27 protein-coding genes are annotated in these 23,615 nt (G+C 35.8%); 10 read left to right on the top strand and 17 right to left on the bottom strand.

All coding sequences use genetic code 11. From position 1 onward, the window contains the following. Nucleotides 1–91: IS3 family transposase (locus HP569_RS08500; protein WP_182200158.1), on the top strand; the 91-nt coding region annotated here is incomplete at its 5' end. A 365-nt stretch (nt 92–456) separates the two neighbouring features. Here the strand turns inward: HP569_RS08500 and cshA are convergent. Beyond that, nucleotides 457–1,884 (bottom strand): degradosome RNA helicase CshA, encoded by a 1,428-nt coding sequence (gene cshA, locus HP569_RS08495; RefSeq protein ID WP_246367026.1) that lies wholly within the window; start codon nt 1,882–1,884, stop codon nt 457–459. Nucleotides 1,885–2,514: 630 nt separating this feature from the next. On the opposite strand from cshA, the gene HP569_RS08490 reads away from it, so the two are divergent. Further along, on the top strand, nt 2,515–3,372 hold the full coding sequence (locus tag HP569_RS08490; protein ID WP_182200738.1) for a DegV family protein: 858 nt from the start codon (nt 2,515–2,517) through the stop codon (nt 3,370–3,372). Between the two features lie 49 nt (nt 3,373–3,421). Here HP569_RS08490 and HP569_RS08485 read toward each other — a convergent pair whose 3' ends face one another. The 10 genes from HP569_RS08485 to dhaS form a co-directional block, all read right to left on the bottom strand. Then, nucleotides 3,422–4,117, bottom strand: coding sequence for an alpha/beta hydrolase (locus HP569_RS08485; RefSeq protein ID WP_182200737.1), 696 nt, complete (start codon nt 4,115–4,117; stop codon nt 3,422–3,424). Nucleotides 4,118–4,263: 146 nt separating this feature from the next. After that, nucleotides 4,264–4,632 carry a YppG family protein gene (locus tag HP569_RS08480; RefSeq protein ID WP_182200736.1) on the bottom strand — a complete coding sequence of 123 codons (369 nt, stop codon included), beginning with the start codon at nt 4,630–4,632 and terminating at the stop codon, nt 4,264–4,266. Nucleotides 4,633–4,703: 71 nt separating this feature from the next. Then, nucleotides 4,704–4,940 (bottom strand): glutaredoxin family protein, encoded by a 237-nt coding sequence (locus HP569_RS08475; protein WP_182200735.1) that lies wholly within the window; start codon nt 4,938–4,940, stop codon nt 4,704–4,706. A gap of 253 nt (nt 4,941–5,193) precedes the next feature. Further along, the gene (locus tag HP569_RS08470) at nt 5,194–5,661 is read right to left on the bottom strand and encodes a MarR family winged helix-turn-helix transcriptional regulator (RefSeq protein ID WP_182200734.1); all 468 of its coding nucleotides are present in this window, start codon (nt 5,659–5,661) and stop codon (nt 5,194–5,196) included. 71 nt (nt 5,662–5,732) lie between these two features. Continuing rightward, a complete protein-coding gene (locus tag HP569_RS08465; protein ID WP_182200733.1) occupies nt 5,733–6,230 on the bottom strand; it encodes a GNAT family N-acetyltransferase in 498 nt (165 codons plus the stop codon). Nucleotides 6,231–6,359: 129 nt separating this feature from the next. Next, nucleotides 6,360–6,680, bottom strand: a complete 321-nt coding sequence (locus tag HP569_RS08460; protein ID WP_182200732.1) for a thioredoxin family protein — start codon at nt 6,678–6,680, stop codon at nt 6,360–6,362. A 64-nt stretch (nt 6,681–6,744) separates the two neighbouring features. After that, nucleotides 6,745–7,563 carry a DUF368 domain-containing protein gene (locus HP569_RS08455; RefSeq protein WP_182200731.1) on the bottom strand — a complete coding sequence of 273 codons (819 nt, stop codon included), beginning with the start codon at nt 7,561–7,563 and terminating at the stop codon, nt 6,745–6,747. Nucleotides 7,564–7,686: 123 nt separating this feature from the next. Then, nucleotides 7,687–8,598, bottom strand: a complete 912-nt coding sequence (locus HP569_RS08450) for an alpha/beta fold hydrolase (RefSeq protein ID WP_182200730.1) — start codon at nt 8,596–8,598, stop codon at nt 7,687–7,689. A 12-nt stretch (nt 8,599–8,610) separates the two neighbouring features. Then, nucleotides 8,611–9,594: a dihydroxyacetone kinase subunit DhaK gene (locus tag HP569_RS08445; RefSeq protein ID WP_182200729.1), complete on the bottom strand. Its 984-nt coding sequence runs from the start codon at nt 9,592–9,594 to the stop codon at nt 8,611–8,613. Further along, a complete protein-coding gene (dhaS, locus tag HP569_RS08440; RefSeq protein WP_182200728.1) occupies nt 9,591–10,151 on the bottom strand; it encodes a dihydroxyacetone kinase transcriptional activator DhaS in 561 nt (186 codons plus the stop codon). The genes HP569_RS08445 and dhaS overlap by 4 nt, the downstream gene beginning before the upstream one ends. Before the next feature lie 184 nt (nt 10,152–10,335). On the opposite strand from dhaS, the gene dhaK reads away from it, so the two are divergent. Genes dhaK through dhaM form a run of 3 tightly spaced genes read left to right on the top strand, consistent with a single transcriptional unit; the run spans nt 10,336 to nt 12,285 of the window. After that, on the top strand, nt 10,336–11,322 hold the full coding sequence (gene dhaK / locus HP569_RS08435; RefSeq protein WP_182200727.1) for a dihydroxyacetone kinase subunit DhaK: 987 nt from the start codon (nt 10,336–10,338) through the stop codon (nt 11,320–11,322). A gap of 13 nt (nt 11,323–11,335) precedes the next feature. After that, nucleotides 11,336–11,920, top strand: coding sequence for a dihydroxyacetone kinase subunit DhaL (dhaL, locus tag HP569_RS08430; protein ID WP_182200726.1), 585 nt, complete (start codon nt 11,336–11,338; stop codon nt 11,918–11,920). Then, entirely contained in the window at nt 11,917–12,285 is a 369-nt protein-coding gene (gene dhaM / locus HP569_RS08425; protein ID WP_182200725.1) for a dihydroxyacetone kinase phosphoryl donor subunit DhaM, read from the top strand. Before dhaL ends, dhaM begins: the two co-directional genes overlap by 4 nt. An 81-nt stretch (nt 12,286–12,366) precedes the next feature. On the opposite strand, the gene HP569_RS08420 is transcribed toward dhaM, so the two are convergent. After that, a complete protein-coding gene (locus HP569_RS08420) occupies nt 12,367–13,533 on the bottom strand; it encodes a CapA family protein (RefSeq protein ID WP_182200724.1) in 1,167 nt (388 codons plus the stop codon). A 75-nt stretch (nt 13,534–13,608) separates the two neighbouring features. Beyond that, nucleotides 13,609–14,301, bottom strand: coding sequence for a copper homeostasis protein CutC (locus HP569_RS08415; protein WP_182200723.1), 693 nt, complete (start codon nt 14,299–14,301; stop codon nt 13,609–13,611). Nucleotides 14,302–14,461: 160 nt separating this feature from the next. Here HP569_RS08415 and HP569_RS08410 point away from each other — a divergent pair, with 160 nt between their 5' ends. From HP569_RS08410 to HP569_RS08390, 5 genes are all read left to right on the top strand, one after another. Next, entirely contained in the window at nt 14,462–15,013 is a 552-nt protein-coding gene (locus HP569_RS08410; protein WP_182200722.1) for an HD domain-containing protein, read from the top strand. A gap of 12 nt (nt 15,014–15,025) precedes the next feature. Next, a complete protein-coding gene (locus HP569_RS08405; RefSeq protein ID WP_182200721.1) occupies nt 15,026–15,805 on the top strand; it encodes an enoyl-ACP reductase FabI in 780 nt (259 codons plus the stop codon). Between the two features lie 100 nt (nt 15,806–15,905). Then, complete coding sequence (locus HP569_RS08400) at nt 15,906–16,058, top strand: YfhE family protein (RefSeq protein WP_182200720.1); 153 nt, start codon at nt 15,906–15,908, stop codon at nt 16,056–16,058. 130 nt (nt 16,059–16,188) lie between these two features. Beyond that, complete coding sequence (locus HP569_RS08395) at nt 16,189–16,881, top strand: ABC transporter ATP-binding protein (protein ID WP_182200719.1); 693 nt, start codon at nt 16,189–16,191, stop codon at nt 16,879–16,881. After that, nucleotides 16,878–18,221 carry an ABC transporter permease gene (locus HP569_RS08390; protein WP_182200718.1) on the top strand — a complete coding sequence of 448 codons (1,344 nt, stop codon included), beginning with the start codon at nt 16,878–16,880 and terminating at the stop codon, nt 18,219–18,221. The genes HP569_RS08395 and HP569_RS08390 overlap by 4 nt, the downstream gene beginning before the upstream one ends. Nucleotides 18,222–18,325: 104 nt before the next feature. Here HP569_RS08390 and HP569_RS08385 read toward each other — a convergent pair whose 3' ends face one another. The 4 genes from HP569_RS08385 to HP569_RS08370 form a co-directional block, all read right to left on the bottom strand. Further along, the gene (locus HP569_RS08385) at nt 18,326–19,135 is read right to left on the bottom strand and encodes a ZIP family metal transporter (RefSeq protein ID WP_182200717.1); all 810 of its coding nucleotides are present in this window, start codon (nt 19,133–19,135) and stop codon (nt 18,326–18,328) included. A gap of 392 nt (nt 19,136–19,527) precedes the next feature. Continuing rightward, the gene (typA, locus tag HP569_RS08380; protein ID WP_182200747.1) at nt 19,528–21,351 is read right to left on the bottom strand and encodes a translational GTPase TypA; all 1,824 of its coding nucleotides are present in this window, start codon (nt 21,349–21,351) and stop codon (nt 19,528–19,530) included. Between the two features lie 117 nt (nt 21,352–21,468). Next, a complete protein-coding gene (locus tag HP569_RS08375) occupies nt 21,469–22,791 on the bottom strand; it encodes a sensor histidine kinase (RefSeq protein ID WP_182200716.1) in 1,323 nt (440 codons plus the stop codon). Then, entirely contained in the window at nt 22,788–23,486 is a 699-nt protein-coding gene (locus tag HP569_RS08370; RefSeq protein ID WP_182200715.1) for a response regulator transcription factor, read from the bottom strand. The genes HP569_RS08375 and HP569_RS08370 overlap by 4 nt, the downstream gene beginning before the upstream one ends. Nucleotides 23,487–23,615: the final 129 nt, after the last annotated feature.

Below are 23,615 nucleotides of genomic sequence, written 5' to 3'. Positions count from 1 at the left end.
ATATATAGAATACTATAATATGAAACGGATAAAGGCGAAATTTAAAATGAGTCCGGTACAATACCGAACTCATTTTGAACAAGCTGCCTAATGAAATAACCGTGTCTAACTTTAAGGGGTCACTTCACATAAATGCATTGGCTTTTTTCAAGATTAACTAATTGCAGACAAATAAGTTATTATTAAAACTATTTTTCAGTGAGTAATATTACATTCAATCAAAATATGAGCTAACACAATAACAGTAATCCGTAGATACGCAGACTCCTCGAAAATAAAGTGCAATTTTCTTCGTGCGAGGTACCGCTGCCGCAGCATTCCTTGTCCTGCAGGAACAGCACGAGCTGAAGATCCACTCTTAAAGCTTTGTTTGCTTTAAGAGTTAGCTGAAGCCGTGCCTGCGGAAAGCGAAGTATCTACGGATTACGTTAGCATAAATTTAATTTTAAAACTAAATTATTGTTTTTTGTTGGATGCTCGTTTATTTTGGAACTTACGGTTTCTACCGCCACCGCCTTGTTTCCCTTTTCCACGATATGAATTACGTTTATTATCTCCACGATAATTTTTACGTTTAGAATTATCATTTCTTGATTTCTTCACACTAACCGGCTGAACAGATGAAAGCGTAACAGGTGTCTGTCTACGTTCCTTCGTCATCATTTTCAAAGCAGCTGCTACAACTGTGACAGAATCATGCTCATTCAATAATTCTGCAGCTGTTTCACGATAGTCTTGTAAATTTGCCTTTTCAATTGTACTCTCAAGCTTTTCAACAGTAATTTGTTGTTGTCCGCGACGCGCCTCATCAAATGATGGTGCTTGCATACGTTGCATTTTACTTTTAGTCGTTTTTTCAATCAAATGAAGATGCGGCATTTCTCTTGGTGTAATAAAGGAAATCGCTTCTCCACCTTTTCCAGCACGGCCTGTACGACCAATTCGGTGTACATAGCTTTCTGGATCTTGTGGAACATCAAAGTTATAAACATGTGTCACACCTGAGATATCTAATCCACGTGCAGCAACATCAGTAGCAACAAGGATTTCAATACGACCGTTTTTAAATTTATTTAAAACCGACATACGTTTCCCTTGTGTTAAGTCACCATGAATACCTTCTGCACGGAAACCTCTTGCATGTAGACCTTCTGTTACCTCGTCTACTCTTTTCTTGGTACGACCAAAGATAATCGCAAGCTCTGGTGCATGGATATCTAACAAATTAGTTAGTGTATCAAATTTTTGTTTTTCATTAACTTCTACAAAGAACTGATTAATGTTAGAAACAGTCATTTCTTTCGCTTTTACTTTGACTTCCTCTGGTTTTTTCATCAAAGTTGTCGCAATTTCTCTTATCTCTTTCGGCATTGTAGCTGAGAAAAGTAATGTTTGGCGCTCTTCAGGGATCGCTTTTAAGATATCACGAATGTCATCAATGAATCCCATGTTCAACATTTCATCCGCTTCGTCTAATACTGCAGTGTGTACATTGCTAATATTAATTGTTCTACGACGGATATGGTCAAGTAAACGACCTGGTGTTGCCACAACGATATGCGGACCGTCTTTTAATGCACGAATTTGACGCTCCATGTGTTGTCCACCATATACTGGTAGTGTGCGCACACCTTTAAATTTCCCTAAACGGTGAATTTCTTCTGACACTTGGATTGCAAGCTCTCTTGTCGGCGCTACAACTAATCCTTGAATTTTCCTTTGATTTTTATCAATTTTTTCGATCATCGGAATACCAAAAGCAGCTGTCTTTCCTGTACCTGTTTGCGCTTGTCCAATAACGTCTTTTCCTTCTAATCCTAGTGGAATGGTTTGCCCTTGTATTGGTGTTGCTTCTTCAAAGCCCATTTTCTCAAGAGCTTTCATAATCGGTTCTGAAATACCTAAAGATTCAAATTTTGTTGTCAATTTCTTTTCCTACTCCTTCTTGTTTATATCTCATAGTTCGCACGTATCACACGTTAACAAATTCTTTTGTATGTTAAGATGTATTAATTTCGATCATTTTCTTTAAAATAATGGCTTCGCTGCCTCAATGATTGTCAGCACTACTGCTGCATCCAAACGTTTTTAATTACTTCTTTATTTTATTCCAAAAAAGGTTTGGACAAATACGTTTCGTTAGCTTTCTGATGAAAGAAGGGTCTTAGTAACCCTTGAATCATTAACGTGAAAAAAGCCTTCCTCCACACACGGAAGAGGCTTATTATCGAGCATTCAATGGATTATTACATCTTACCATACTCTCTTCATTAATTCTACATAGAATAAAAATGTATTTCAAACTTTTATATTGTTTCGAATACAAGCAGCGAGAGATAAGACATCATTTAATCATTATAATTGGCTACTTCTAGGAATTTATACATCAACAGGATATAGAAATCGTAGTAAATATTAGCACAATAAAAACTTTTAGAATCTCAGTATGATTTTAAAGAAAATATTAGCAATCAATGATATACTACTATTATATTTTTTAAAAAAGGTGATGACATGCAAGTACAATTAATGACAGATAGTAGTGCAGATTTACCAATAGAATTAAAAGAGAAATTCAACATTATTACAACACCATTGTTTGTTCATTTTTGTAATGAACAATATATTGGTCACGAACTAGACACGCCTACTTTTCTTAAGAAATTAAACGAGTCAGAAGTATTCCCAAGCTCTTCAGCTCCGGGTCCACATGAATATTATGAAGCATTTAAAGCAATACCGGAGGATGTACCAATTATTTACTTAGGTATTTCTCAAGGAATAAGTAGTGCATATAATCATGCAGTCATGGGCAAGGATATGCTGTTAGAAGAGCAGCCACATCGTAAAATAGAAGTCTTTAGCACGAATACTTCTTCTCCAGGTTTAATCTTATTATTAAACGAAGCAGGAGAGAAACTTTCAGAAGGATACAGTTTTGAGCAACTAGTAACTCATCTATACGATAGGGTTGATCGTACCGTTACATTGTTTGTATTAAAAACTATTGACAATTTAGTGCGAGGAGGACGTCTTGATAAAGTAAAAGGCGCTATAGCGAAAACATTAAATATTAAATTGCTACTACATGCAGATCATGAGGGAAAAGTCGAAGTTTTAGAGAAGGTAAGAGGTGACAAGAAGGCACTAAGACGTTTTGTTGAGCAGATTGGTGACTACATTAATCAAGCTGAGCATAAAGCATTGGCGATGACTCATTGCAATGCTAAGGATCGCGGTGAACAAGTGTTGCAGAGCATCCAAGAAACATACGGATTTAAACAAACCATTTTGTCTGAAATTGGCTCTGTTATTTCCACTCATACTGGTGAAGGTTCGTTAGTTATTTCTTTTTTCAAAGACAAAAAATAATAGTGAGGCAATATAGGATAACTAATAAAAGAACAATTTCTATTCGATACTAAATAGAAATTGTTCTTTTCAAAAACTGCAAAACTGCTTCGTTCACAATGTCTTTATCTTTTCCTAAACAAATATGATGCTTTGAATCGGAATAATAAATCACTTCAATATTTACCGGAATTTCCTCCGCTAAATAGTGCGTAGACGTGTATGGGACCATGCCATCTTGTATCCCTTGCGCAACGAATACAGGACAATATATTTGTTTCAATGCCGGTTTAGTAAATTTCATGCACTTCAAAAATTCAACATATGCTCGGATAGGTACATGCCCTCTTTTATGTTGATGTATTTGATATATTACATTCTTTTGTAAATGACCTGCTAGTCGATCTCTAATGATTTCTCCAACATCTAATCCCATTTGAGCCAAATTAATATACCTTCTAGACGGAGATAGCAACACGAGTTTAGCTACATCATATTTTGAAGCTAAGTAGGACGCGATCATCCCACCCATAGAGAAGCCAATAATATAAATCGTTTCAGCCTGATCTTGTAGTTCTAGAAAAGCTTGTTCAGCAGTTTCGATCCAGTCCGTATACGATACGTCCTCTAATGCTAAATGTACGCCATGACCAGGTAGAAGCGGTGATTTTACAATCCAATTTGTCTGTTCTTTCAGAAAGCTGACTAAGGGGTCTATTTCATATAGTCCACCTGTAAAACCATGAATACATAAGCACCCAATCATGTATACATTCCTTTCTTTTTTATTTTACTATTTCCTTGTTCCGTTCTAATATACTAACAATTTCTTTTAAAAGTACATTTTTAAACAGCATCCAATAACTTATAGAAAATAAGCAATGACCCTTGCCAGTTTATTGACAAGGATCTTTATTTGAACCCCTTTATGAATGAGCCAATCCCTTTAATCATTGGTGTAACTTGTTGATAGGTATTAGCAACTTGCCCTACCGTATTTAACATCTTATCCAAGTCCATTTGCCCATCCTTATCTTGAAAATATTGCATAAACCCTTTTGCTTGTTGTCCATACATATCGAATGAATGTTGTGTTTGCTCAGGATACCATTCAGTAGGATGTGGCGGTTTTGAAAAGAATTGATAAGGCGTCGACATATTAGGTTGTTGCTGTATCGGATAATTATTTTTTTGAAAATAGGTATTTGGATGAGCATAGGGATAAGAATTGTTATTTTGATAAGGCCGAAAATGAAACGGATCCCTTCCTTGTTGCGACATAGAAGTGAACACCTCTTTTCAAGCTTTTTCTTTATCATATGCAATAAACTGTACAGGTGTTCTCTTCTAAATTAGGAAATGAATAGTTCTGTTTCTAATTTACGTTTTTGAAAACCTAATATTGTTTGATCATTTATCATTGTCACTGGAGTAGCATATATATTTTGTGTTTGTAAGTCCTTTAAATATTTTTTATCCTCTGTAATATTCTTTTTTTCGTAATCAACATTCTTTTCTTCCAAAAAATTTACTAACTTATTGGATTCAGAACAATTATTGCTTACATAAATGGTAATGGTAGTATTCATATTTATCAGGGTCCTCCCTCATATAGCTGTGTTTCAAATTGGTGTCTAAACGGTACCTATTCACTACTTTTTGAAATCAGCCCGTAACATATAGGTCTCTTTAACTAATTCACTTTATCAAGTACCCACTACACTATAATTTAAACGTAAATGTTATGTTGTTCTTATTTTCGTCATATTTTTTAATTCATTGTTTAAAAAATTCTAAAACATTTACTTTTCTTAACAACATCTAATGAGGAAGTTTTTTAGGTTATTTTTTTAAGCTTTCTGCATAGGTACCAAGCTTTTTTAAAAGTCGAATAGCATCTAGCTTCTCCGCTTCTGTTAATCCATCTGTAATGGTTTCAATCTGCTTCCAATGCGATGGAAAAATATCATTTAAGAGTGTTTCTCCTTTTTCCGTAATAGAAGCGTATGTAATTCGCCGATCGCTTGTATCAAGAATTCGATTAATATACCCTTTTTTCTCTAACTTATTGACGACATAAGTAATACTTCCACTAGCTAACAAAATCTTATCGCCAATCTTCTGCAATGCCTGATCCCCTTCGTGATATAACAGTTCTAACACGGCAAAATCAGTCGTGTTTAAACCTTTCTTTCTAATATCATCTGCAACTTGGTCAGATACAGATCGATGTGCTTTCGATAGCACTACAAATAATTTTAAAGAAGGATCTTGCTTTTTGCTTTGATATAACTTTTTTTGCTCGTCCATAATGATTCCTCTTTCTTTTAGCAACTATGCTTCGTTTTTAAATATTATTTTTCATTCTCACTTTAATAAATTCACAGCACTTCTTTTTCAAAATATGCTAAATTGGGTGCTTGGTCATGTTCTTTTCTTGTTTGTACAAATCGAAAGCCGTTCCGCTTAAATAATTGTTGTGCATAACGATTTTCTGTAAAGGTATCTGTATTTATAAGTGATACTCCTGACTGCAACGCTAGTTCTACTGCATAGTCGAAAAATTGATCGGCAATCCCTTTCCCTCTTGCATTAGGGTCTATCGCTAAGCGTTTCAGTGTAAAAGCCTTTTCGTGTGAAGTCCAATTAATTAAGCCATACTCTTCATGTCCTCTATTACTAATGGTACAGACTCCTACTATTACTGCGTCAATTTCATATAAATATAATTCTTCTCTATTAATATCGTTTTGGTAATCATTTGCTTGCGGATAGGAGTCATTCCACTGGTAACTCCCCTGTTCATTCATTACCTTTACAACCCGCTTCACAATTCTCATTACTTCTGTTAAATCTTTATTTGTTGCCTTGCGAATCATCCGCTTATCCCCCGTTATTCACTTTTACACGTATTGTACTACAAATAGCTGTTCAATTGTTCATATTCCGTGATTGATTTATGATATCAAAAAAGACACCGATTATTTAAACCGATGTCTTTTGTTTAATTACGCTAGTTCTTTTTCTAAAAATGCCGTCACTTCTTCTGGTGTTTTCGTATAAGCGCTATGTTGGTGAGCTATTTTTTCTCCATTTTTGAAAATGAGTAAACTAGGAATTCCCATTACTTCGTTTGCTTGTGCAATTCCTTCAATTTCATCACTATTTACTTCATACCATTGATAACCTTTATATGCTTCTAATATATCACCAATAAACATGTCCATTCGTTTACAATCTGGGCACCAATCGGCATAAAATTTAACAATAACAGGATCCCCAGATTGAATGACCTGATTAAATTCTTCTTTTGTTTCAATATGATTCATGATTCAATCCTCCCTTTTTTACCATTCACTCTAACATGTCATTACTTCATCAGCAATTCGTTCGTTACACATTCTTGTACTCTACACGACCAAGAACAAAAGCAACAAACAAACCTAAGCCAAATGTAATTATACTAACAATTACTTCTGTTATGCTTGTTGGCCACCCAGGAAAAATTACAAAGACAGAGCCAATGACAAGCCCTATGATTACAGCAAACGTAGCTGTTGTATAATTGGATAAAAAGTAATGAACGACTTTACTCATCACTACGATACCAGTAACAATCCCTATACCTACAACTGCAATAATATCCAGTTTAAAATTACTAATTGCACTAATAATCGTATTATATGCGCCTAACACTAACAATAAAAATGAACCACTAATCCCCGGCAGAATCATTGCAGCACTTGCAATAAAACCTGATAAAAATAGAAATCCATAAGTTTGTATGCTCATTGTTGTAATCTCTTCCGTACCACTCTCTTTGAAAAACAGCATAGACGAAACAAGTAATATACCTACAAGAAGCAGAAAGTAATGGTTTACTTTAAATTTATATTTTGCTTCTGATTTATGAAACAAGTAAGGTAATACCCCTATAATTAAACCTAAAAAAGAAAACTGTGTTGGTCTTGGGTAATGCTCAAATAAAAACTCAATCCCACTTGCTAACGCGAAAATTGCGGTAAGTACCCCGATACCTAACGGAATCAAAAACGCCAAATGTTTCTTCCAATCTTTACTTAACAAACCATTTATCGCATTAATTAAGCGATCATATATACCAAGCACTACCGCGATCGTACCACCACTTACTCCTGGCACGACATCACTTGCGCCCATTAACATACCACGATAGATATTTTTCCATTCCATAACATATTAGCTCCTCATTTATGTAAATATGTACCTATTGCATTATAGCAAAAACATATAAAAAATACATTCTATTTTCTTTAATACTATTAGAATTTGGTAGCTTTTATTCTAATTCTGAGATTAATGTAAGGTAGATATTAACCATTGATAAACATCTTCCGTTACTTCTGCACGATTCGTTTCAAACAACATCTCGTGACGTCCCTCAGGATATAGAATGACATCGACAGTTGTCACACCAATCTGCTTATACTCATCGACGACGCGTTTAACACCTTTTGAAAAGCCACCAACCGGATCCTCTTCCCCACTAATAACTAGGATTGGCGCATGCTTATTTACTTTTCTTAGCTCTTGTTTCTTATGAAGTGTCTCTATTCCAGTCAGTAGGTCATAATAAAATTGACTTGTTGCAACATAGCCGCTTAGTGGGTCCTCCCGATAAGCAGCCACGATCTCCTCATCACGGGATAACCAGCTACCTCGATTTTTAAAATGGCGCTGATATTGCCCAAAACTGAAACGATCTAACAATTTACTTCTATGGGTTGCACCAAACACCCTTGTTTCGATTGAACTAAGAAAACGTCCGACTTTACCTAACATCCCTTGATGATAACCTGTTCCTGATAAAATAACTGCTTCTTTTGCATCTGGATAATGTTCGATAAATCGCCTGACTAAAAATGATCCCATGGAGTGACCCATGATAACGTGCGGAATGTCAGCGTAACGCATATGAATGTCGTCATGGATCATTTTCAAATCCTGTACAGCTTTCTCAAATCCATTGTTATCATCATAGTGACCAAGCACACCATTTTTTCGTGCTGTTTTCCCATGTCCACGGTGATCGTTCGCAAAGACAAAAATGTCGCGATCCAGTAAATATTGAAAAAACTCGTGATAACGCCCTGCGTGTTCACCCATACCATGCGCGAACTGCAATATTAGTTTAGGCGTTCTCTCACTCGTATAGCTATAAAAAAATAGTTCGCTGTCATCTTCTGTTTTTATATAAGTTGTTTTCATTAACTATCCCTCCTACCAGTGACTAGCGTCAACATCTGCCTGCAATGCAATCTCAAACAATGGATCCGTAAGCTTTAAGCAGGTCAACGAAATTCCTTGCATGTTATATGATGATAATTGTGTACCTGTTTTAATAAAGTCGATGTTTATTTTATCAAGTACAGCTAATCGCTGAATATCATGAGTGAAAACATATTGCTCAAGTAGCGGCGTTGCACCTAATCCATTTATAAGAAAAGCGTAATGTTCACCTTGTTTAAATTGATGTAACTTTTTCAGTTTATTATATAGCTCTATCGCAAGTTGTTCGGATGATTCGAATGATTCCTTACGATAGCCTTTTTCACCATGAATACCTATACCATAGTATACTTCATTTTCTCCTAACGAAAAGAATCGATCTGTATTTGGTAATTCTGCAGATGATAATGCAACACCCAATGTATAAAGGTGAGGGATAAATTCATCAGCAATAACTTTTAGTTCAGTTAAACTTTTACCAATTTGGCTGAAGTACCCTAATATTTTGTGTGCAAGGACTGTCCCTGCAACTCCTCGCTTCCTTTTTGAATAGGTGTCTTTATTCTCAACTGAGACATCATCGCAAACAATCACCATTTCTACCTTGTGGCCACTTGCTTCAGCCCGTTTCTTTGCTTCTGTAAACATTTCAACATCACTTGCAAAGTTTTTAACGATAAAAAGAACACCATCACCATTGTCAGTCAATTCAACTGCGCGCATAATCCGATCTGGATATGGCGGGGTGAACAATGCACCATTAACACTTGCTGTTAGCATACCTTTTCCTACATAACCAAAATGGGCAGGCTCATGACCACTGCCACCACCGGAAATTAAACTGACACCACTATCCTTTTTGTAATAAATAATGTGATCCTTTAGATCAATTGATAAGCGACCTTGATGTTCGAACTGATAACTATGTAGCATTGCTTCTATCGCTATTTTTTTATCATTAATTATATGTTTCATCTGTCATACTCACTCTCTTTCTTCGACAAACCAAGTTGGTGATCAAACATTTGATAAACAACATCACGCATCATTTCTGGTGAATGCTTACAACCTGATTCAATCCAGTCTTTAATAATCCCTACAAAACCATAGGAATAAAACCTTGCCATATAATCACTTTGCTCGCTTGATTTCATAGGGGTTAAATCACGAACCATTTGTTTAAACAACACATGAAGTTCACGAAAAAGGTAATTATTAAAGTCATTCTGTTCTGTGACTGATAGTGCGTTTTTATAGAAAAGTTGGTGATCATTAAAATAAATAAATAACTGATATAGAATTGTATCCCAACGTTCATAATCCAAAAAGTCAGCAATCTGTTCCTTTGTATCTGACTGATATATCCAAACTAAAAGCTCATATTTGTCTTGGAAGTGATAATAAAACGTTTGGCGGCGCATATCACATTGTCTCATTATGTCTGACACGGATATTTTTTGAAATGATTTCTTTTCCATTAAATCTTTTAAAGCTTGTCCAATCATTTTTTGTGTAATAATTGAAGTTGTCATCTTCATCACCCTACTTCTAGTTTATCGGAAAGTATATAATTCATAAAGTTATTACTCCACTCCTTTTGACAAAATCAAGGTTTTGTCCGTTTATTTTAAAGCGTTTACATTTTATAATAAGGGGTATAGAGTAAAACTTCTGATTACACGGTAACAATCAATAACACTACTAGGAGGTAGGAAGATGAAGAAAATTATCAATGATGCAAGTCAAGTTGTAGGAGATATGCTTAAGGGAATGCTATTGGCGCACGATGATTTAATTGAAGCAATAGACAACACAAACGTCGTAGTTGCAAAGGATAAACCACAAACAGTCGGACTTGTTTCTGGTGGTGGAAGTGGTCATGAGCCTGCCCATGCTGGATTTGTAGGAGATGGCATGCTACGTTCAGCAGTTCTTGGGGAAATGTTTACTTCACCTACACCTGATCAGGTTCTTGAAGCAATTAAAGCAAGTGACACTGGACAAGGTGTGTTACTGATTGTTAAAAATTATACCGGAGACGTCATGAACTTCGATATGGCAAAAGAACTTGCAGAAATGGAAGGTATCGAAGTTGACTCTGTTCTTGTGGATGATGATATCGCAGTGGAAAATAGTACGCATACAGCTGGTAAGCGAGGAGTAGCTGGCACCGTACTCGTTCATAAGATATTAGGTAAGTTGGCACGTGATGGACATACACTGCAGGAATTGAAACAAATAGGCGATGCACTTGTTCAAGACATTCACACATTAGGAGTTGCTTTATCTGGTGCAACAGTACCCGAAGTTGGTAAACCAGGCTTTACATTAGATGAAGACGAAATGGAATATGGTGTTGGAATTCATGGTGAACCGGGTTATCGACGAGAGCAGTTAAAGTCCAGCCGTGAAATTTCCAAAGAACTAGTTGAAAAATTAGTAAAAGAATATAACTTAAACGAAACAAAGAAGATCGGCTTGCTTGTTAATGGCTTAGGTGCAACTCCGTTAATGGAACTATATGTATTTTATCAAGATGTAGTGAATGAATTGAAGAACCACAATGTTGAAGTCGTTTTTAAAAAAGTAGGAAACTTCATGACATCCATTGATATGGCAGGACTATCATTAACATTGATCGATTTAGAAGACAGCTCTAGACTTGATGCACTTAACGCACCTGTTCATGTTGTCAGCTGGTAAAGGAGGAAGTTAGATGGAATTAACAGGAGAGCAAGCGCAACGATGGATCTTATGTTTTCAAGAAAAAATTGAAAAAAACAAAGCATATCTTAGTGATCTAGATCAAGCGATTGGAGATGGAGATCATGGATCAAATATGTACCGTGGTGTTCAAGCCGTTAAAGAAAAGCTCAATGAATTAGAAGATCCCACAACAGAAGAAGTGTTAAAGACAACAGCAATGGCGTTAATCAGTAAAGTTGGCGGCGCTTCTGGCCCACTCTATGGATCGGCTTTTATGCAGATGGCTAAAACAGCTAAAGAAACAACAGAATTGCCTGAACTCATTCAAGCTGGACTAGAAGGAATTAAACAGCGAGGGAAAGCAGAGCTTAAAGATAAAACAATGGTTGATGCATGGGCACCAGTCGCAGAAGCATTAACGAACGGTACCTTCTCAAACGATACCATTGATCAAGCGGTCGAGGATACGAAACCTTTACAAGCTAAAAAAGGGCGCGCCTCCTATGTAGGTGAACGTTCTATCGGTGCATTAGACCCTGGAGCTGTTTCAAGTGGTTACTTGTTTACAGCACTTGTTGAGGAGGTACTTAAATGAGCTTAGGCGTTGTCATTGCTTCACATGTAGATAAAATTGCTGAAGGAGCCTATCAATTATTAAAGGAAAGCGCTCCTGATGTTTCCATTACTTATGCTGGTGGAACAGATGACGGTGAAGTTGGTTCGAGTTATGAAAAGATTGAAGCAGCTGTTAATCAACAAACAGCAGAAACAATCTATTGTTTCTATGATTTAGGTAGTGCGAAAATGACTTTGGATATGGTTAGTGAGATGTCAGATAAAAACATTAAAATTGTTGATGCAGCATTTATCGAAGGTGCTTACACCGCTTGTGCTTTAATACAGGGTGACTATAAAGAAGAAGAAATCGATGTCCAACTAAAACCGTTGCAAGTAAAATAAACAACGAGTAGGATTCTTCATAAAAAAGATGCATGTGAAAAACTTATTACTATATAAGTTTGCACATGCATCTTTTCTCTATTAATCCTCTATAAATGATAGCTCGGGCATCCATTGTGATAGATGTTGTTTTATTTCTTGATAGTGTTGTTGATGATCTCTAAGTAGTTCATCAGTTAATTTATACATTGGAACAACGGAATAATCGGAAGTAGAATCTATATCAAGATCAACAAATGTAGGCAAAAATTTTGGTTCCGTAAGCTCAATTATTGCTTCTTCATTTTCATTTTGCTTTTTCTCAATAGTTAATTGAACCATGCCACCAATTCGACGATAAAAAGCATCTTGACCAGATAGAAAGTTCCCTAATGAATAAGCAACAAACGTGCGATTTCCATTAGCGCCCTCCACCCATTCTACCGGTTGTAACACATGTGGATGATGTCCGAAAATAACATCAACTCCTAAATCAGCAATATACTGAACAAGCTCCTTTTGAGACTGGCTTGGCATTCGTTCATACTCGTTTCCAAAGTGTAGTTGCAAGACAATAACATCTGATATTTTATCCGCTTCTTGCACATCTTCTGCAAGCTTTTTACGATTAATGCGATTAACAAGATATTCTTTGCCATTCGGTGTTGGTATTCCATTTGTTCCATACGTATAACTTAAAAAAGATAAAGAAATATCTTCTTCCGTCTTTATTACTCTAATCTTTTCACTATCCGCTTGGCTTTGATAAGCTCCAACATATGGCATATTAATTTTATTCCAATGCGAAATAGCTCGTTTAATGGCTTGTTCACCACGATCTAACGTATGATTATTTGCAAGCGATACAATATCAACACCAATTTCCTTTAATGCATCGCCAACTTCTACTGGGCTATTGAAGCTTGGATAAGAAGATAAACCAATTTCAGTCCCGCCAATCATTGTTTCTTGATTCGCTGTTGTGATGGTTGGTCGGGTTAAATAAGGCTCAACATTTTCAAGCATCGGTATAAAATCATAACCACCTGAGGTTTTTGCATCATTATAAACTCGATCATGAATTAATAGATCTCCAACTGCGGCAAGTTGAATTTTTTGTTTTTTCAATAGCTCATCTTTTAGCTCAAGATTAGACTTCCCGCGTTTGGTATGATCATCGACTTGATATTCCGCTTCATTGTTTTGGCAGGAAAGTAGTATGACAGCCAATAAACTGATTAATGTACAAATCAAAAATTGCTTTTTCATTTCACTTACCACCTTGATCAAGTATATTTTCTACATCGCTGGAATAAGTAGCAAGTAATTCGTTGTTTGCAGATACTATCCTTTTAAGATATCTTTTACTTTATTAAAAACGTCATAATCAAACCCTTTTGCAAAAGAATTGTCGATGCGTACCGCTTTACCAAAATGATATTGTGATGCACCAATATTAGCGTGTAGATCAGCAATATTTGTAACATCTAATCCACTTCCAGCTAAGATCTCAGGGCCATTTAGTTCACTCGCTAGTTTCACTAATCCGTTTAATTCGGCCTTACCTTGTTTACACGTCGCTGCTCCGCCTGACGTTAGGATTCTTTTTACTTGGTCAGCATATCGTACCAATATATGATAAGCATCCTTTTGAGATGCTACTTCATCAAATGCTCGATGGAAAGTAATATTCAATTCTGGTGAAGACTCGACTAATTTATCTAATGCTTGTTGATTGATTGTATTGTCTCGATTTAACGCACCGAAAACAATTCGATTTCCACCTAGGTTCATTACATTTTTTACGTCTTCTATAATAATAGATAAATCGGCCTCATCATAATAAAAATGATGACTATGTGGACGTATCATTACTTGCACTGGAATATTTACTTGTTGCAACACTTGCTTAATTGTACCGTAGCTTGGAGTTAATCCACCTTCACTTATTGCTGATACTAATTCCAAGCGATCAGCACCTAATAATTCTGCTTCTTTTGCTTCTTCTGCATTTTGAACAATTACTTCTATTTGCATCATTACGCCCACCTTTGCCCATTCTTTTTTTAAAAAATAGTATCTGTCGCTCATATTTTATCAATTTCACTATGGAAAAGATAGTCGATTATGAAACGATTACTTTATTAATACAAATCATTCAAGTTATAATTATAATAGAAAAGATGAGGTGATTCTAATGTTAGCTGATAAATTGGCCCGAGCGATCACATATGCAACAAAGAAACACGAAGGACAGGTAAGAAAAGTAGATGGCGCACCATACATCGTACATCCTTATCGTGTAGCTATGCTTTTGAAGGAAGAAGGATATGATGATGACATAGTCATAGCAGGGTTATTACATGATGTAGTTGAAGACACAGATGGCACTATTGGAGAAATATCTAATCTATTCGGTCATCAAATTGCACAACTGGTATCCGTTGCTACCGAACCAGATAAAACCAAACCTTGGGTAGAAAGAAAAAAACATACGATTAAACACCTAGTAGAAGCACCACTAGAAGCTAGACTTGTTGTATGCGCAGATAAGATTGACAATCTTCGTTCCATCATAGAAAATGAACAAGCATTAGGTGTTGATATTTGGAAACACTTTAACAGTAGTAAAGAAGATCAACAATGGTATTACCAAGAGATTTATAAAAGTCTAAAGACAAACCTCTCTTCGACTTCTACACCAGCATTATTTATGCAGTTAGAACAATTAATCGATCAATTTAAGTAAGGAGAATACATGATGAATGATTTAATACAATTAAAAAACAAATCCATTTTAATTATGGGCGTAGCAAACGAACGTAGCTTAGCTTGGGGAGTAGCAAAAGTGTTACACCAAGCTGGAGCTAAACTTGCTTTTACTTATCGAAAAGAACGCTCTTATCAAAAACTTTCAAACCTGTTAGAACAAGAAGGAATGACTGATGCAACGGTAGTTCCCTGTGATGTAAATGAAGATGAGAGTATTAAACAAGCTTTTTCAAGCCTTAATCAAAAAATAGGGACATTTGATGGTATTGTTCACGCCATTGCTTTTGCTCATGGAGAAGACCTGCAAAATGACTTTATTGAAACAACGAGAAATGGTTATGCTTTTGCTCAAGACACAAGTGCTTACTCATTAATTGCAGTTGCTAGAGAAGCACGTCCTTATTTAAACACCGGAGCATCGATTGTAACGATGAGTGCATTAGGGGCTGAACGTGTCCTTGATGGTTATAAAGTTATGGGTGTAGCGAAAGCAGCGTTGGAATCCACTTGTAAGCATTTAGCACTTGATTTAGGACCAGATAATATTCGTATTAATGCGATTTCTGCTGGTCCAATTAGAACATTAGCCTCTCAAGGTGTACCAACCATTAAGAAAATGCTTAAAGATACAAAAGAAAAAGCACCATTAAAACGAAATGTAACACAAGAAGAAGTAGGAAAAGCGACTTTAATGTTGTTAAGTCCTCTTTCTAGCGGTATAACGGGAGAAGTATTACACGTTGATGGTGGATATAACATTATGGGGTGAAAAAATAAAATATAGCATGTTTAATACGATAGCTCACCGGGAATAAATAATTTATAGCCATACACAACCAATCAAAATTATGAAAGGATGTATTTAACATATGGCACGCAAGCAACAATATCAACCAACCAAAAAAACCGGTGTAGAATTATCTGATGCACAAGAAGTAAGTTATAATCGTGCATTTAAACAAGCGGATATCGCTGGTGGCTTTCGCAAGGAAAAACTAGACGAAATTCGCCGCGATAACTAATCATAGTTATTTATAAACTAGGTAGCCTTTTCGCTACCTAGTTTTTTTATTATTTTATTTTGCAAAAAGATGAGATTTTTTCTCTCCTTTCTTCGTCTTTATTATTAAGAACAAAAAGCAGGAGGAAAAAATGATACAAATCAAAGATCTATCTCATTATTTTGAATTAGGTAAGAAAGGTGATAAAACAACGATCCCAGTACTTCATGATGTATCACTTTCGATACATCAGAAAGAGATTGTAACAATTGTAGGAAAAAGCGGATCAGGAAAATCGACACTATTAAATTTAATCGGCGGGTTTATGCGTCCAAGTAAAGGACACGTTTGGATTAATCAAAAAGAAGTAACAAAACTAAACGAAGCGGATTTTGCGGATTTTCGCCTAAATCATATTGGATTTATTTTTCAAAACTTTCAATTGATCCCTAGTATGACTGCTTATCAAAATGTTGAACTGCCATTGATTTTAAAAGGGATTGATGAAGTAAAAAGAGCAGAAATTACGCGAGAAACTTTAGAAAGAGTAGGTCTGCTAAATTATCACACACATTATCCAAGTGAATTATCAGGGGGGCAGCAACAACGCGTTAGTATCGCTAGAGCCCTAGTATTAAACCCTCCGATTATTCTAGCAGATGAGCCAACCGGAAGCTTAGATAGCGAAACAGAAGCTGACCTATTAGGGTTCATTCAACAACTAAATCAAGAATTGGGAATAACTTTTTTAATTATCACACATGACGAAGAAGTAGCTAGCATTGGCAACCGAGTCATAGAAATTCGAGATGGCAGGATAATGGAAGGAAGTGTATCCCAATGAGAATGAAGGATCAGTTTCGTTTTGTAAAACAAAATATGAAGAAAAACAAAATGCGCGTATTTATGACGGTATTAGCAACTGCAATGGGGTGTGCCTTTCTAATCGTTATTGCTTCTGTTCCATTCGGTCTTCACCAAACATTTGTGAAAGACATCTTGCAACAAGACACAATTAATGAAATTAGTGTACAAGGCATAGAAAAAGGAGACAAGTACCAACCGATTACCGAAAAAGATATAAAGGATCTTAGAAAATTTGACAATGTCAAATCAGTTACATTTCAGTCGTATATAGAGCAGACAACTACTTTTTCTATCGATAATTATCAATTAGACACTGGCGCTATGGCGGTAGACTTTAAAGCAGAGCAAGACGTAGGGATTCCCTTAAAAGACGGAACTTTTCCATCTGAAAAAAATGAAGTTCTCGTTGGATATCATTTTGCTACTCAATTATTTCCTTCAGATGAAAAACAAAATGAGAAGTTATATAACGAAAAAGGCGAGTTAAAAGAAGCTTATCAATACAAAAAAGAAATTATTGGACAAACATTTTCAATGACAATTACACGAATGAATGAAGATGGAGCAGAAGAAACGAAAGATATCCCAGTAACCATTGCTGGTATTATTGAGAAACCAACTCGTGAGTGGATGATGGATACGGAAGTAAGAATATCGGAATCATTATTACATGAGATAGAACAATATACAAAAACCCCAAATGGACAGCTAACTGTGCCTGTAGATAATCAGTTACAAGATAAGGATAATAATTACTCCAATGTAACCGTTCATTCTTATTCCCTTGAACAAGTACAAACATTAACTGAAAAATTAGAGGAAAAGCATTACCTTGTTTACTCAGCAGCCAGTTCGCTAAGTCAATTAAATATGATGTTTACAATCGCGAAGGCCGGTCTCATTTTTATAGGTACAATTGCAATATTAATTGCCTCGATTGGAATATACAATACCATGACGATGGCCGTAACAGAACGCGCACCTGACATTGGCATTATGAAAGCAATCGGCGCTAACCCTAAAGTAATTAAACGGATATTTTCATTAGAGAGCAGCTTTATTGGCCTTCTTGGAGCCGCCATAGGAACAATTATCGCTTATCTGATTAGCTTATTTGTGAATTTTGTTGTTCCATTAGTAATCGAAGCAGCTTTCCAAGAAGAGTTGCCTGAAGGGTTTAAGTTCTCAGCGATACCGGTAACATTAGTTATTATTGCTGTTGTTATTTGCTTAGTTGTCACCGTCATCTCTGGCTCAAGACCAGCTAAAAAGGCAACAAAGATTGATATACTAAAAGCAATGCGTCGAGAAATATAAAAAAAAGTCCTATTCAAGTTGATGTACTGCACCCCAAAAGTTAGAGTGAAAATCTAACTTTTGGGGTCACATCATGAACTTCAATTGAATGGGACTTTTACTTTTTATCCAAGAGCAACATCTAAGATCATCATAACAACAAAGCCTACCATTAAACTCATCGTTGTTAATTGAATATGGCCTCTTTCTTGCGACCCTGGTATTACCTCTTTTGCCACTACAAAAATCATTGCACCAGCAGCAAAGCTTAATGCATAAGGTAATAATGGTTCAATAAATATCACCGCTACCGCTCCGATAACCGCAGAAATCGGCTCAACCATTCCTGAGAACTGACCATAGAAAAAGCTTTTCTTCGCACTCATTCCTTCTCTACGTAAAGGAATAGATACAGCCGTACCTTCCGGAATATTTTGTATCCCTATCCCTAACGCTAATGCTACGGCGCCAGCTAGAGAAGTTGTTGAGAAGTCGGAAGCTAATGCACCAAATGCAACACCGACTGCTAAACCTTCAGGGATATTGTGCATAGTAATAGAAAAAATTAACATAGCTGTGCGGTGCTTGGCTTTTCGATCAGCAATCTCTTTGAAATATAGCTCATCATTAATCATCGGTAAGATTTTATCTACTAACAGCAAAAATAGTCCACCTAACAAGAAACCAACTGCTGCCGGAAGATATGCTGGTACACCTTGTGCTTCAGCCATTTCAATTCCCGGTGCTAATAACGACCAAAAACTAGCTGCGATCATGACACCACCAGCAAATGCAAGCATACTATCAAACACAAGTGGATTTGCTTTTTTTGTTGAAAAAACAAAAGACGCGCCAAGTGCAGTACATCCCCACGTAAACAACGTTGCCAATAACGCTAAAAGAATTGGATTTAAATCTGCAAGCGATTGAATCATTCTCTCTAACTCCTTTTTTATAAAATTATATTATTGTTTTAATATCAAAGTTTTGCTCAAGGGCAAAAAACTAACCCTACTCCAATATTCTATGCGCTAACGTATTTTCTGTCAATCATTTCTGCTAAATTTTCAAATAAGGTGTAGAGCTATTATTTTACTGGTCTTTAAAAAAATGATCACTGATTCTGATTTTAACCACATTTTTAATACTCTCTTAATTTTTTGGTTATTTTACAATTATTTTGACCAAATTATTATCCTTAAATTATCTTTTTGGTATTTATTCGGTCCATATCGCTATTATTTATTTTCGTTAAAAGCAATTAACAGTTTGTTAAGAACAAAAAAAGTCAGTGAATAAATTCACTGACTTCTTCTTTAATATCAAATTATTTTTTCTTTTTTGCTGCTTTTTCACGTTCGTTTTTGTTTAATATCTTTTTACGTAAACGAATCGATTCTGGTGTTACTTCACAATATTCATCGTCATCTAAATATTCAATCGCTTCTTCAAGGGTTAATGTTCTCGTCTTACGAATCGTAGAAGTTTGATCTTTGTTTGCTGAACGCACGTTAGTTAAATGCTTTTCTTTTGTAATGTTTACAGTAAGATCATTTTCTCTGTTGTGTTCGCCAACAATCATTCCTGCATAAACTTCTGTACCAGGCTCAACAAAAATTGTACCACGATCTTCTAAGCCCATAATACCGTAAGTTGATGCTTTACCATTTTCCAATGCCACTAATACGCCTTGACGTCGACCTCCGACAGCTCCCTTCACCATCGGTTTATACGAATCAAACGTATGATTGATAATTCCATATCCTCTAGTCTGAGTCATAAACTCTGTAGAGTAACCAATCAAACCACGTGACGGAATATGGAACTCCATACGTACTTGTCCATTTCCTTGGTTGACCATATCAAGCATTTCACCTTTACGTGAACCTAATGATTCCATTACCGCACCCGTATGTTCTTCAGGAACGTCTACCTGTACACGCTCGACAGGCTCACACTGTACTCCATCTATTTCTTTAATAATAACTTGCGGTTTAGAAAGCTGTAATTCATAGCCTTCACGACGCATATTTTCTACAAGAATAGATAAGTGTAACTCGCCTCGTCCAGAAACAATCCATGCATCAGGAGATTCTGTTTGCTCTACTCTTAAACTTACATCTGTTTCAAGTTGTGTTAATAATCGTTCTTCTATCTTTCTAGAAGTAACAAACTTTCCTTCTTTACCTGCAAATGGACTATTATTTACTACAAACGTCATTTGAAGTGTAGGTTCATCAATTCGCAAGATCGGCAAAGCTTCTTGATGATCGACAGGACATACTGTCTCACCAACGTTAATATCTTCCATACCTGACAACGCGATAATATCACCGGCTTTAGCTTCTTGTATTTCAATTCGCTTTAAGCCAATAAAACCAAATAGTTTTGTTACGCGGAAATTTTTAACCGTACCATCTTTTTTCATCAAAGCTACTTGTTGTCCAACTTTAATTGTTCCTCGGAAAATACGACCAATTCCTACACGACCAAGGTAGTCATTATAATCAAGTAGTGTTACTTGAAATTGTAGCGGATCCTGTGAATTATCTGCTGGAGCAGGAATATGACTAAGAATAGTTTTGAATACAGCTTCCATAGACTCTTCTTGCTCTTCTGGTTCTTCTCCAGATGTACCATTTAATGCAGAAGCATAAACAACCGGAAATTCTAACTGTGTATCATCCGCACCTAGTTCGATAAATAAGTCTAGTACTTCATCGATCACTTCATTCGGGCGAGCATTTGGACGATCGATTTTATTCAATACAACTACAGGTGTTAATTTTTGTTCTAATGCTTTCTTCAATACAAAGCGTGTTTGTGGCATACAGCCTTCATACGCATCAACTACTAGCAACACACCATCAACCATACGCATAATTCGTTCAACTTCCCCACCAAAATCTGCGTGTCCTGGTGTATCAAGGATATTAATATGTGTATCGTTGTAATTAATTGCTGTGTTCTTTGCTAAAATTGTAATACCACGTTCTTTTTCTATATCACCGGAATCCATTGCACGCTCATCTACTTGTTCATGCTCGTGAAATGTTCCAGAATCACGTAACAATTGGTCAACTAATGTTGTTTTACCATGGTCAACGTGCGCAATAATCGCAATGTTACGAACATCTTCTCTTAATTGCATCCCTCTTTCAACTCCTCTTTCTAGTACGTTCCATTTACTCAATAACTAAAAAATTATATCACAAAGTTTTTGAGTTAGCAATTATTTTTCAAAAAATTATCCTATAAAATCACATACTTAGTGAAAAGGAAATGTAATAGTAAACTGTGCACCACCTAGTTTTGATTGACCCACAGAGATCGAACCATTTGATCTTTCAATTATGGCGCGTGAAATAGCTAACCCTAATCCAGTTTCTCCATTTTTCCCTTTTATAAAACGTTGAAAAAGTTGCGGCATCATTTCTTGATCAATGCCTTCCCCGTCATCTTCTACTGTAATTTTCACTTGCTTATTTTCTACAAATGCTCTTATTTCTACGTGCGATTTCGCATGCCTTACACCATTGGAAACGATATTCATCATTGCTCGCAGCAATTTCTCTGTATCCACAAATAGAGCTGCATCATTCTCTACAACATGTGTAACTTCTACTTGTTTTTCACTAGCGATTGGTAACGCACGATCAACAGTAGAGATAATTACATCAGAAACTTTAACTGTTTCTTCTTTATATATGTTTTCTTCACTATCTAGTTTAGCTAGTAAAATCATTTCATTAATTATTTTTTTCAAACGGCTGATCTCTGCAACGATTAACTCTAAGCCACGTTCAGATGCTTCACCTTCGAATACACCATCGCGAATTCCCTCTGCATAACCTTGGATCGTCATTAATGGTGTTTTTAACTCATGACTCGCATTTTGGAAGAAGTGATGCTGTGATTGGATATAACGATTAAGTTCATTCGCCATATCATATACACTTTGCTCAACCTCTTTGATTTCCCCACTTGCTTTTACCCGCTGTACGTCATCAAATTTTCTTTTTTCGATTTTTTTCAACTGATATTTCAATTTCGTTAAAGGGGTGACCAATCTTTTTGTTAAGTAGTGGCTTAGTATACTAATTATTCCAATACCGATTAAAAATACAAGGATTAACCTACCAAATAATTCTCTTTGCACTTCTTGTAAATCATCTAATGGTGTAACTAGAACTAGCTCTTGATCCAACAAATCTGGATAAATAGGCAAAATGGAAACAACAAAACGTTCATTCCCTGCCTTCCATAGCGGCTGATCGTACTCGGAAATATCATAATTTTCCATCCAATATTGTATTAGATTTTCTGGAAGTGTACTTAATACAACTTGATCTGTATTCCCATCATAAATAAACAATTGTAGTGACTCATCACCGAACAATTGCCCAAAATTATTAATATTTACTTCGCTCATTAAAAATTGAATAAGAATATCGCCTTTTTCCTGTAATTGCTCCCGTTCATTCTTAATCAATACGTCCAATATCAAAGAATAGATCATAATGGATACAATCGACATAATGATAATTAGTAAAGTTGTAAAAGCAATCGTTATTTGCGTTTGTAATTTCATTCGGTAGCCTCATTTACATTGCTCAACCGATACCCATAGCCCCAAACGGTTTCAATCGGTAATCCGTCTAGCTTTTTGCGCAATCGTTTAATTAAATCATCAACGGCGCGATCACTACCAAAATAATCTTCTCCCCAAATTAATGAAAGCAATTCATCACGTGCAAAAGCTCGATTTTGGTTACGAATTAAAATGTGTAGCATTTCAAATTCCTTTGCAGTCACTTCTACTTCTTGTTCTTTCCAAAAAACTCTTCTACCTTCTACGTGAAGTTTCAACTCTCCTAATTCATACGTATCATTGGTAGGCTGTTCATTAACAACAATAGAATGATCTACTCTCTTGAATAAACGTTTTACACGAGCAACTAATTCTCTTGGGCTAAATGGTTTTGTTAAATAATCATCACTACCTAGCTCCAAACCGAGAATTTTATCTACTTCTTCATCTTTTGCTGAAATAATGATAATCGGCACTTCACTCTTTTGCCTAATTTTTTTGCATAACTCGTAGCCATCCATACCCGGAAGCATAATATCTAAAATCCACATATCTGGTGTTTGTTCTCTCGTTAATTCCCACGCGTCTTCTGCATTATCTGCCATGGAAACTTTATAACCTTCTTTATTTAAATAAGCAGACACAATGTCACGTATATTGGGATCATCTTCAACAATAAAAATACTATAATTCATTGTTATCCCCTCCTTATTACACTTATTTTCGCATATTAATAATGAAATGCCTAATTGCATAGATTACATACTTTTTCCACAATTGTACCGAAAACCTGCCAAACCTACTATCTATAATAAGTTATACAA

The organism is Paraliobacillus salinarum (assembly GCF_014083865.1).
Taxonomy (GTDB): domain Bacteria; phylum Bacillota; class Bacilli; order Bacillales; family Amphibacillaceae; genus Paraliobacillus; species Paraliobacillus salinarum.
This window is presented reverse-complemented; position numbering and strand designations above follow the sequence as displayed.

Bases quoted from the DNA above. Each gene is read 5' to 3' on its own strand.
- cshA (WP_246367026.1), bottom strand. From the start codon at position 1,884: ATGAAAGCTCTTGAGAAAATGGGCTTTGAAGAAGCAACACCAATACAA.
- HP569_RS08490 (WP_182200738.1), top strand. From the start codon at position 2,515: ATGCAAGTACAATTAATGACAGATAGTAGTGCAGATTTACCAATAGAA.
- HP569_RS08485 (WP_182200737.1), bottom strand. From the start codon at position 4,117: ATGATTGGGTGCTTATGTATTCATGGTTTTACAGGTGGACTATATGAA.
- HP569_RS08480 (WP_182200736.1), bottom strand. From the start codon at position 4,632: ATGTCGCAACAAGGAAGGGATCCGTTTCATTTTCGGCCTTATCAAAAT.
- HP569_RS08475 (WP_182200735.1), bottom strand. From the start codon at position 4,940: ATGAATACTACCATTACCATTTATGTAAGCAATAATTGTTCTGAATCC.
- HP569_RS08470 (WP_182200734.1), bottom strand. From the start codon at position 5,661: ATGGACGAGCAAAAAAAGTTATATCAAAGCAAAAAGCAAGATCCTTCT.
- HP569_RS08465 (WP_182200733.1), bottom strand. From the start codon at position 6,230: ATGATTCGCAAGGCAACAAATAAAGATTTAACAGAAGTAATGAGAATT.
- HP569_RS08460 (WP_182200732.1), bottom strand. From the start codon at position 6,680: ATGAATCATATTGAAACAAAAGAAGAATTTAATCAGGTCATTCAATCT.
- HP569_RS08455 (WP_182200731.1), bottom strand. From the start codon at position 7,563: ATGGAATGGAAAAATATCTATCGTGGTATGTTAATGGGCGCAAGTGAT.
- HP569_RS08450 (WP_182200730.1), bottom strand. From the start codon at position 8,598: ATGAAAACAACTTATATAAAAACAGAAGATGACAGCGAACTATTTTTT.
- HP569_RS08445 (WP_182200729.1), bottom strand. From the start codon at position 9,594: ATGAAACATATAATTAATGATAAAAAAATAGCGATAGAAGCAATGCTA.
- dhaS (WP_182200728.1), bottom strand. From the start codon at position 10,151: ATGACAACTTCAATTATTACACAAAAAATGATTGGACAAGCTTTAAAA.
- dhaK (WP_182200727.1), top strand. From the start codon at position 10,336: ATGAAGAAAATTATCAATGATGCAAGTCAAGTTGTAGGAGATATGCTT.
- dhaL (WP_182200726.1), top strand. From the start codon at position 11,336: ATGGAATTAACAGGAGAGCAAGCGCAACGATGGATCTTATGTTTTCAA.
- dhaM (WP_182200725.1), top strand. From the start codon at position 11,917: ATGAGCTTAGGCGTTGTCATTGCTTCACATGTAGATAAAATTGCTGAA.
- HP569_RS08420 (WP_182200724.1), bottom strand. From the start codon at position 13,533: ATGAAAAAGCAATTTTTGATTTGTACATTAATCAGTTTATTGGCTGTC.
- HP569_RS08415 (WP_182200723.1), bottom strand. From the start codon at position 14,301: ATGCAAATAGAAGTAATTGTTCAAAATGCAGAAGAAGCAAAAGAAGCA.
- HP569_RS08410 (WP_182200722.1), top strand. From the start codon at position 14,462: ATGTTAGCTGATAAATTGGCCCGAGCGATCACATATGCAACAAAGAAA.
- HP569_RS08405 (WP_182200721.1), top strand. From the start codon at position 15,026: ATGAATGATTTAATACAATTAAAAAACAAATCCATTTTAATTATGGGC.
- HP569_RS08400 (WP_182200720.1), top strand. From the start codon at position 15,906: ATGGCACGCAAGCAACAATATCAACCAACCAAAAAAACCGGTGTAGAA.
- HP569_RS08395 (WP_182200719.1), top strand. From the start codon at position 16,189: ATGATACAAATCAAAGATCTATCTCATTATTTTGAATTAGGTAAGAAA.
- HP569_RS08390 (WP_182200718.1), top strand. From the start codon at position 16,878: ATGAGAATGAAGGATCAGTTTCGTTTTGTAAAACAAAATATGAAGAAA.
- HP569_RS08385 (WP_182200717.1), bottom strand. From the start codon at position 19,135: ATGATTCAATCGCTTGCAGATTTAAATCCAATTCTTTTAGCGTTATTG.
- typA (WP_182200747.1), bottom strand. From the start codon at position 21,351: ATGCAATTAAGAGAAGATGTTCGTAACATTGCGATTATTGCGCACGTT.
- HP569_RS08375 (WP_182200716.1), bottom strand. From the start codon at position 22,791: ATGAAATTACAAACGCAAATAACGATTGCTTTTACAACTTTACTAATT.
- HP569_RS08370 (WP_182200715.1), bottom strand. From the start codon at position 23,486: ATGAATTATAGTATTTTTATTGTTGAAGATGATCCCAATATACGTGAC.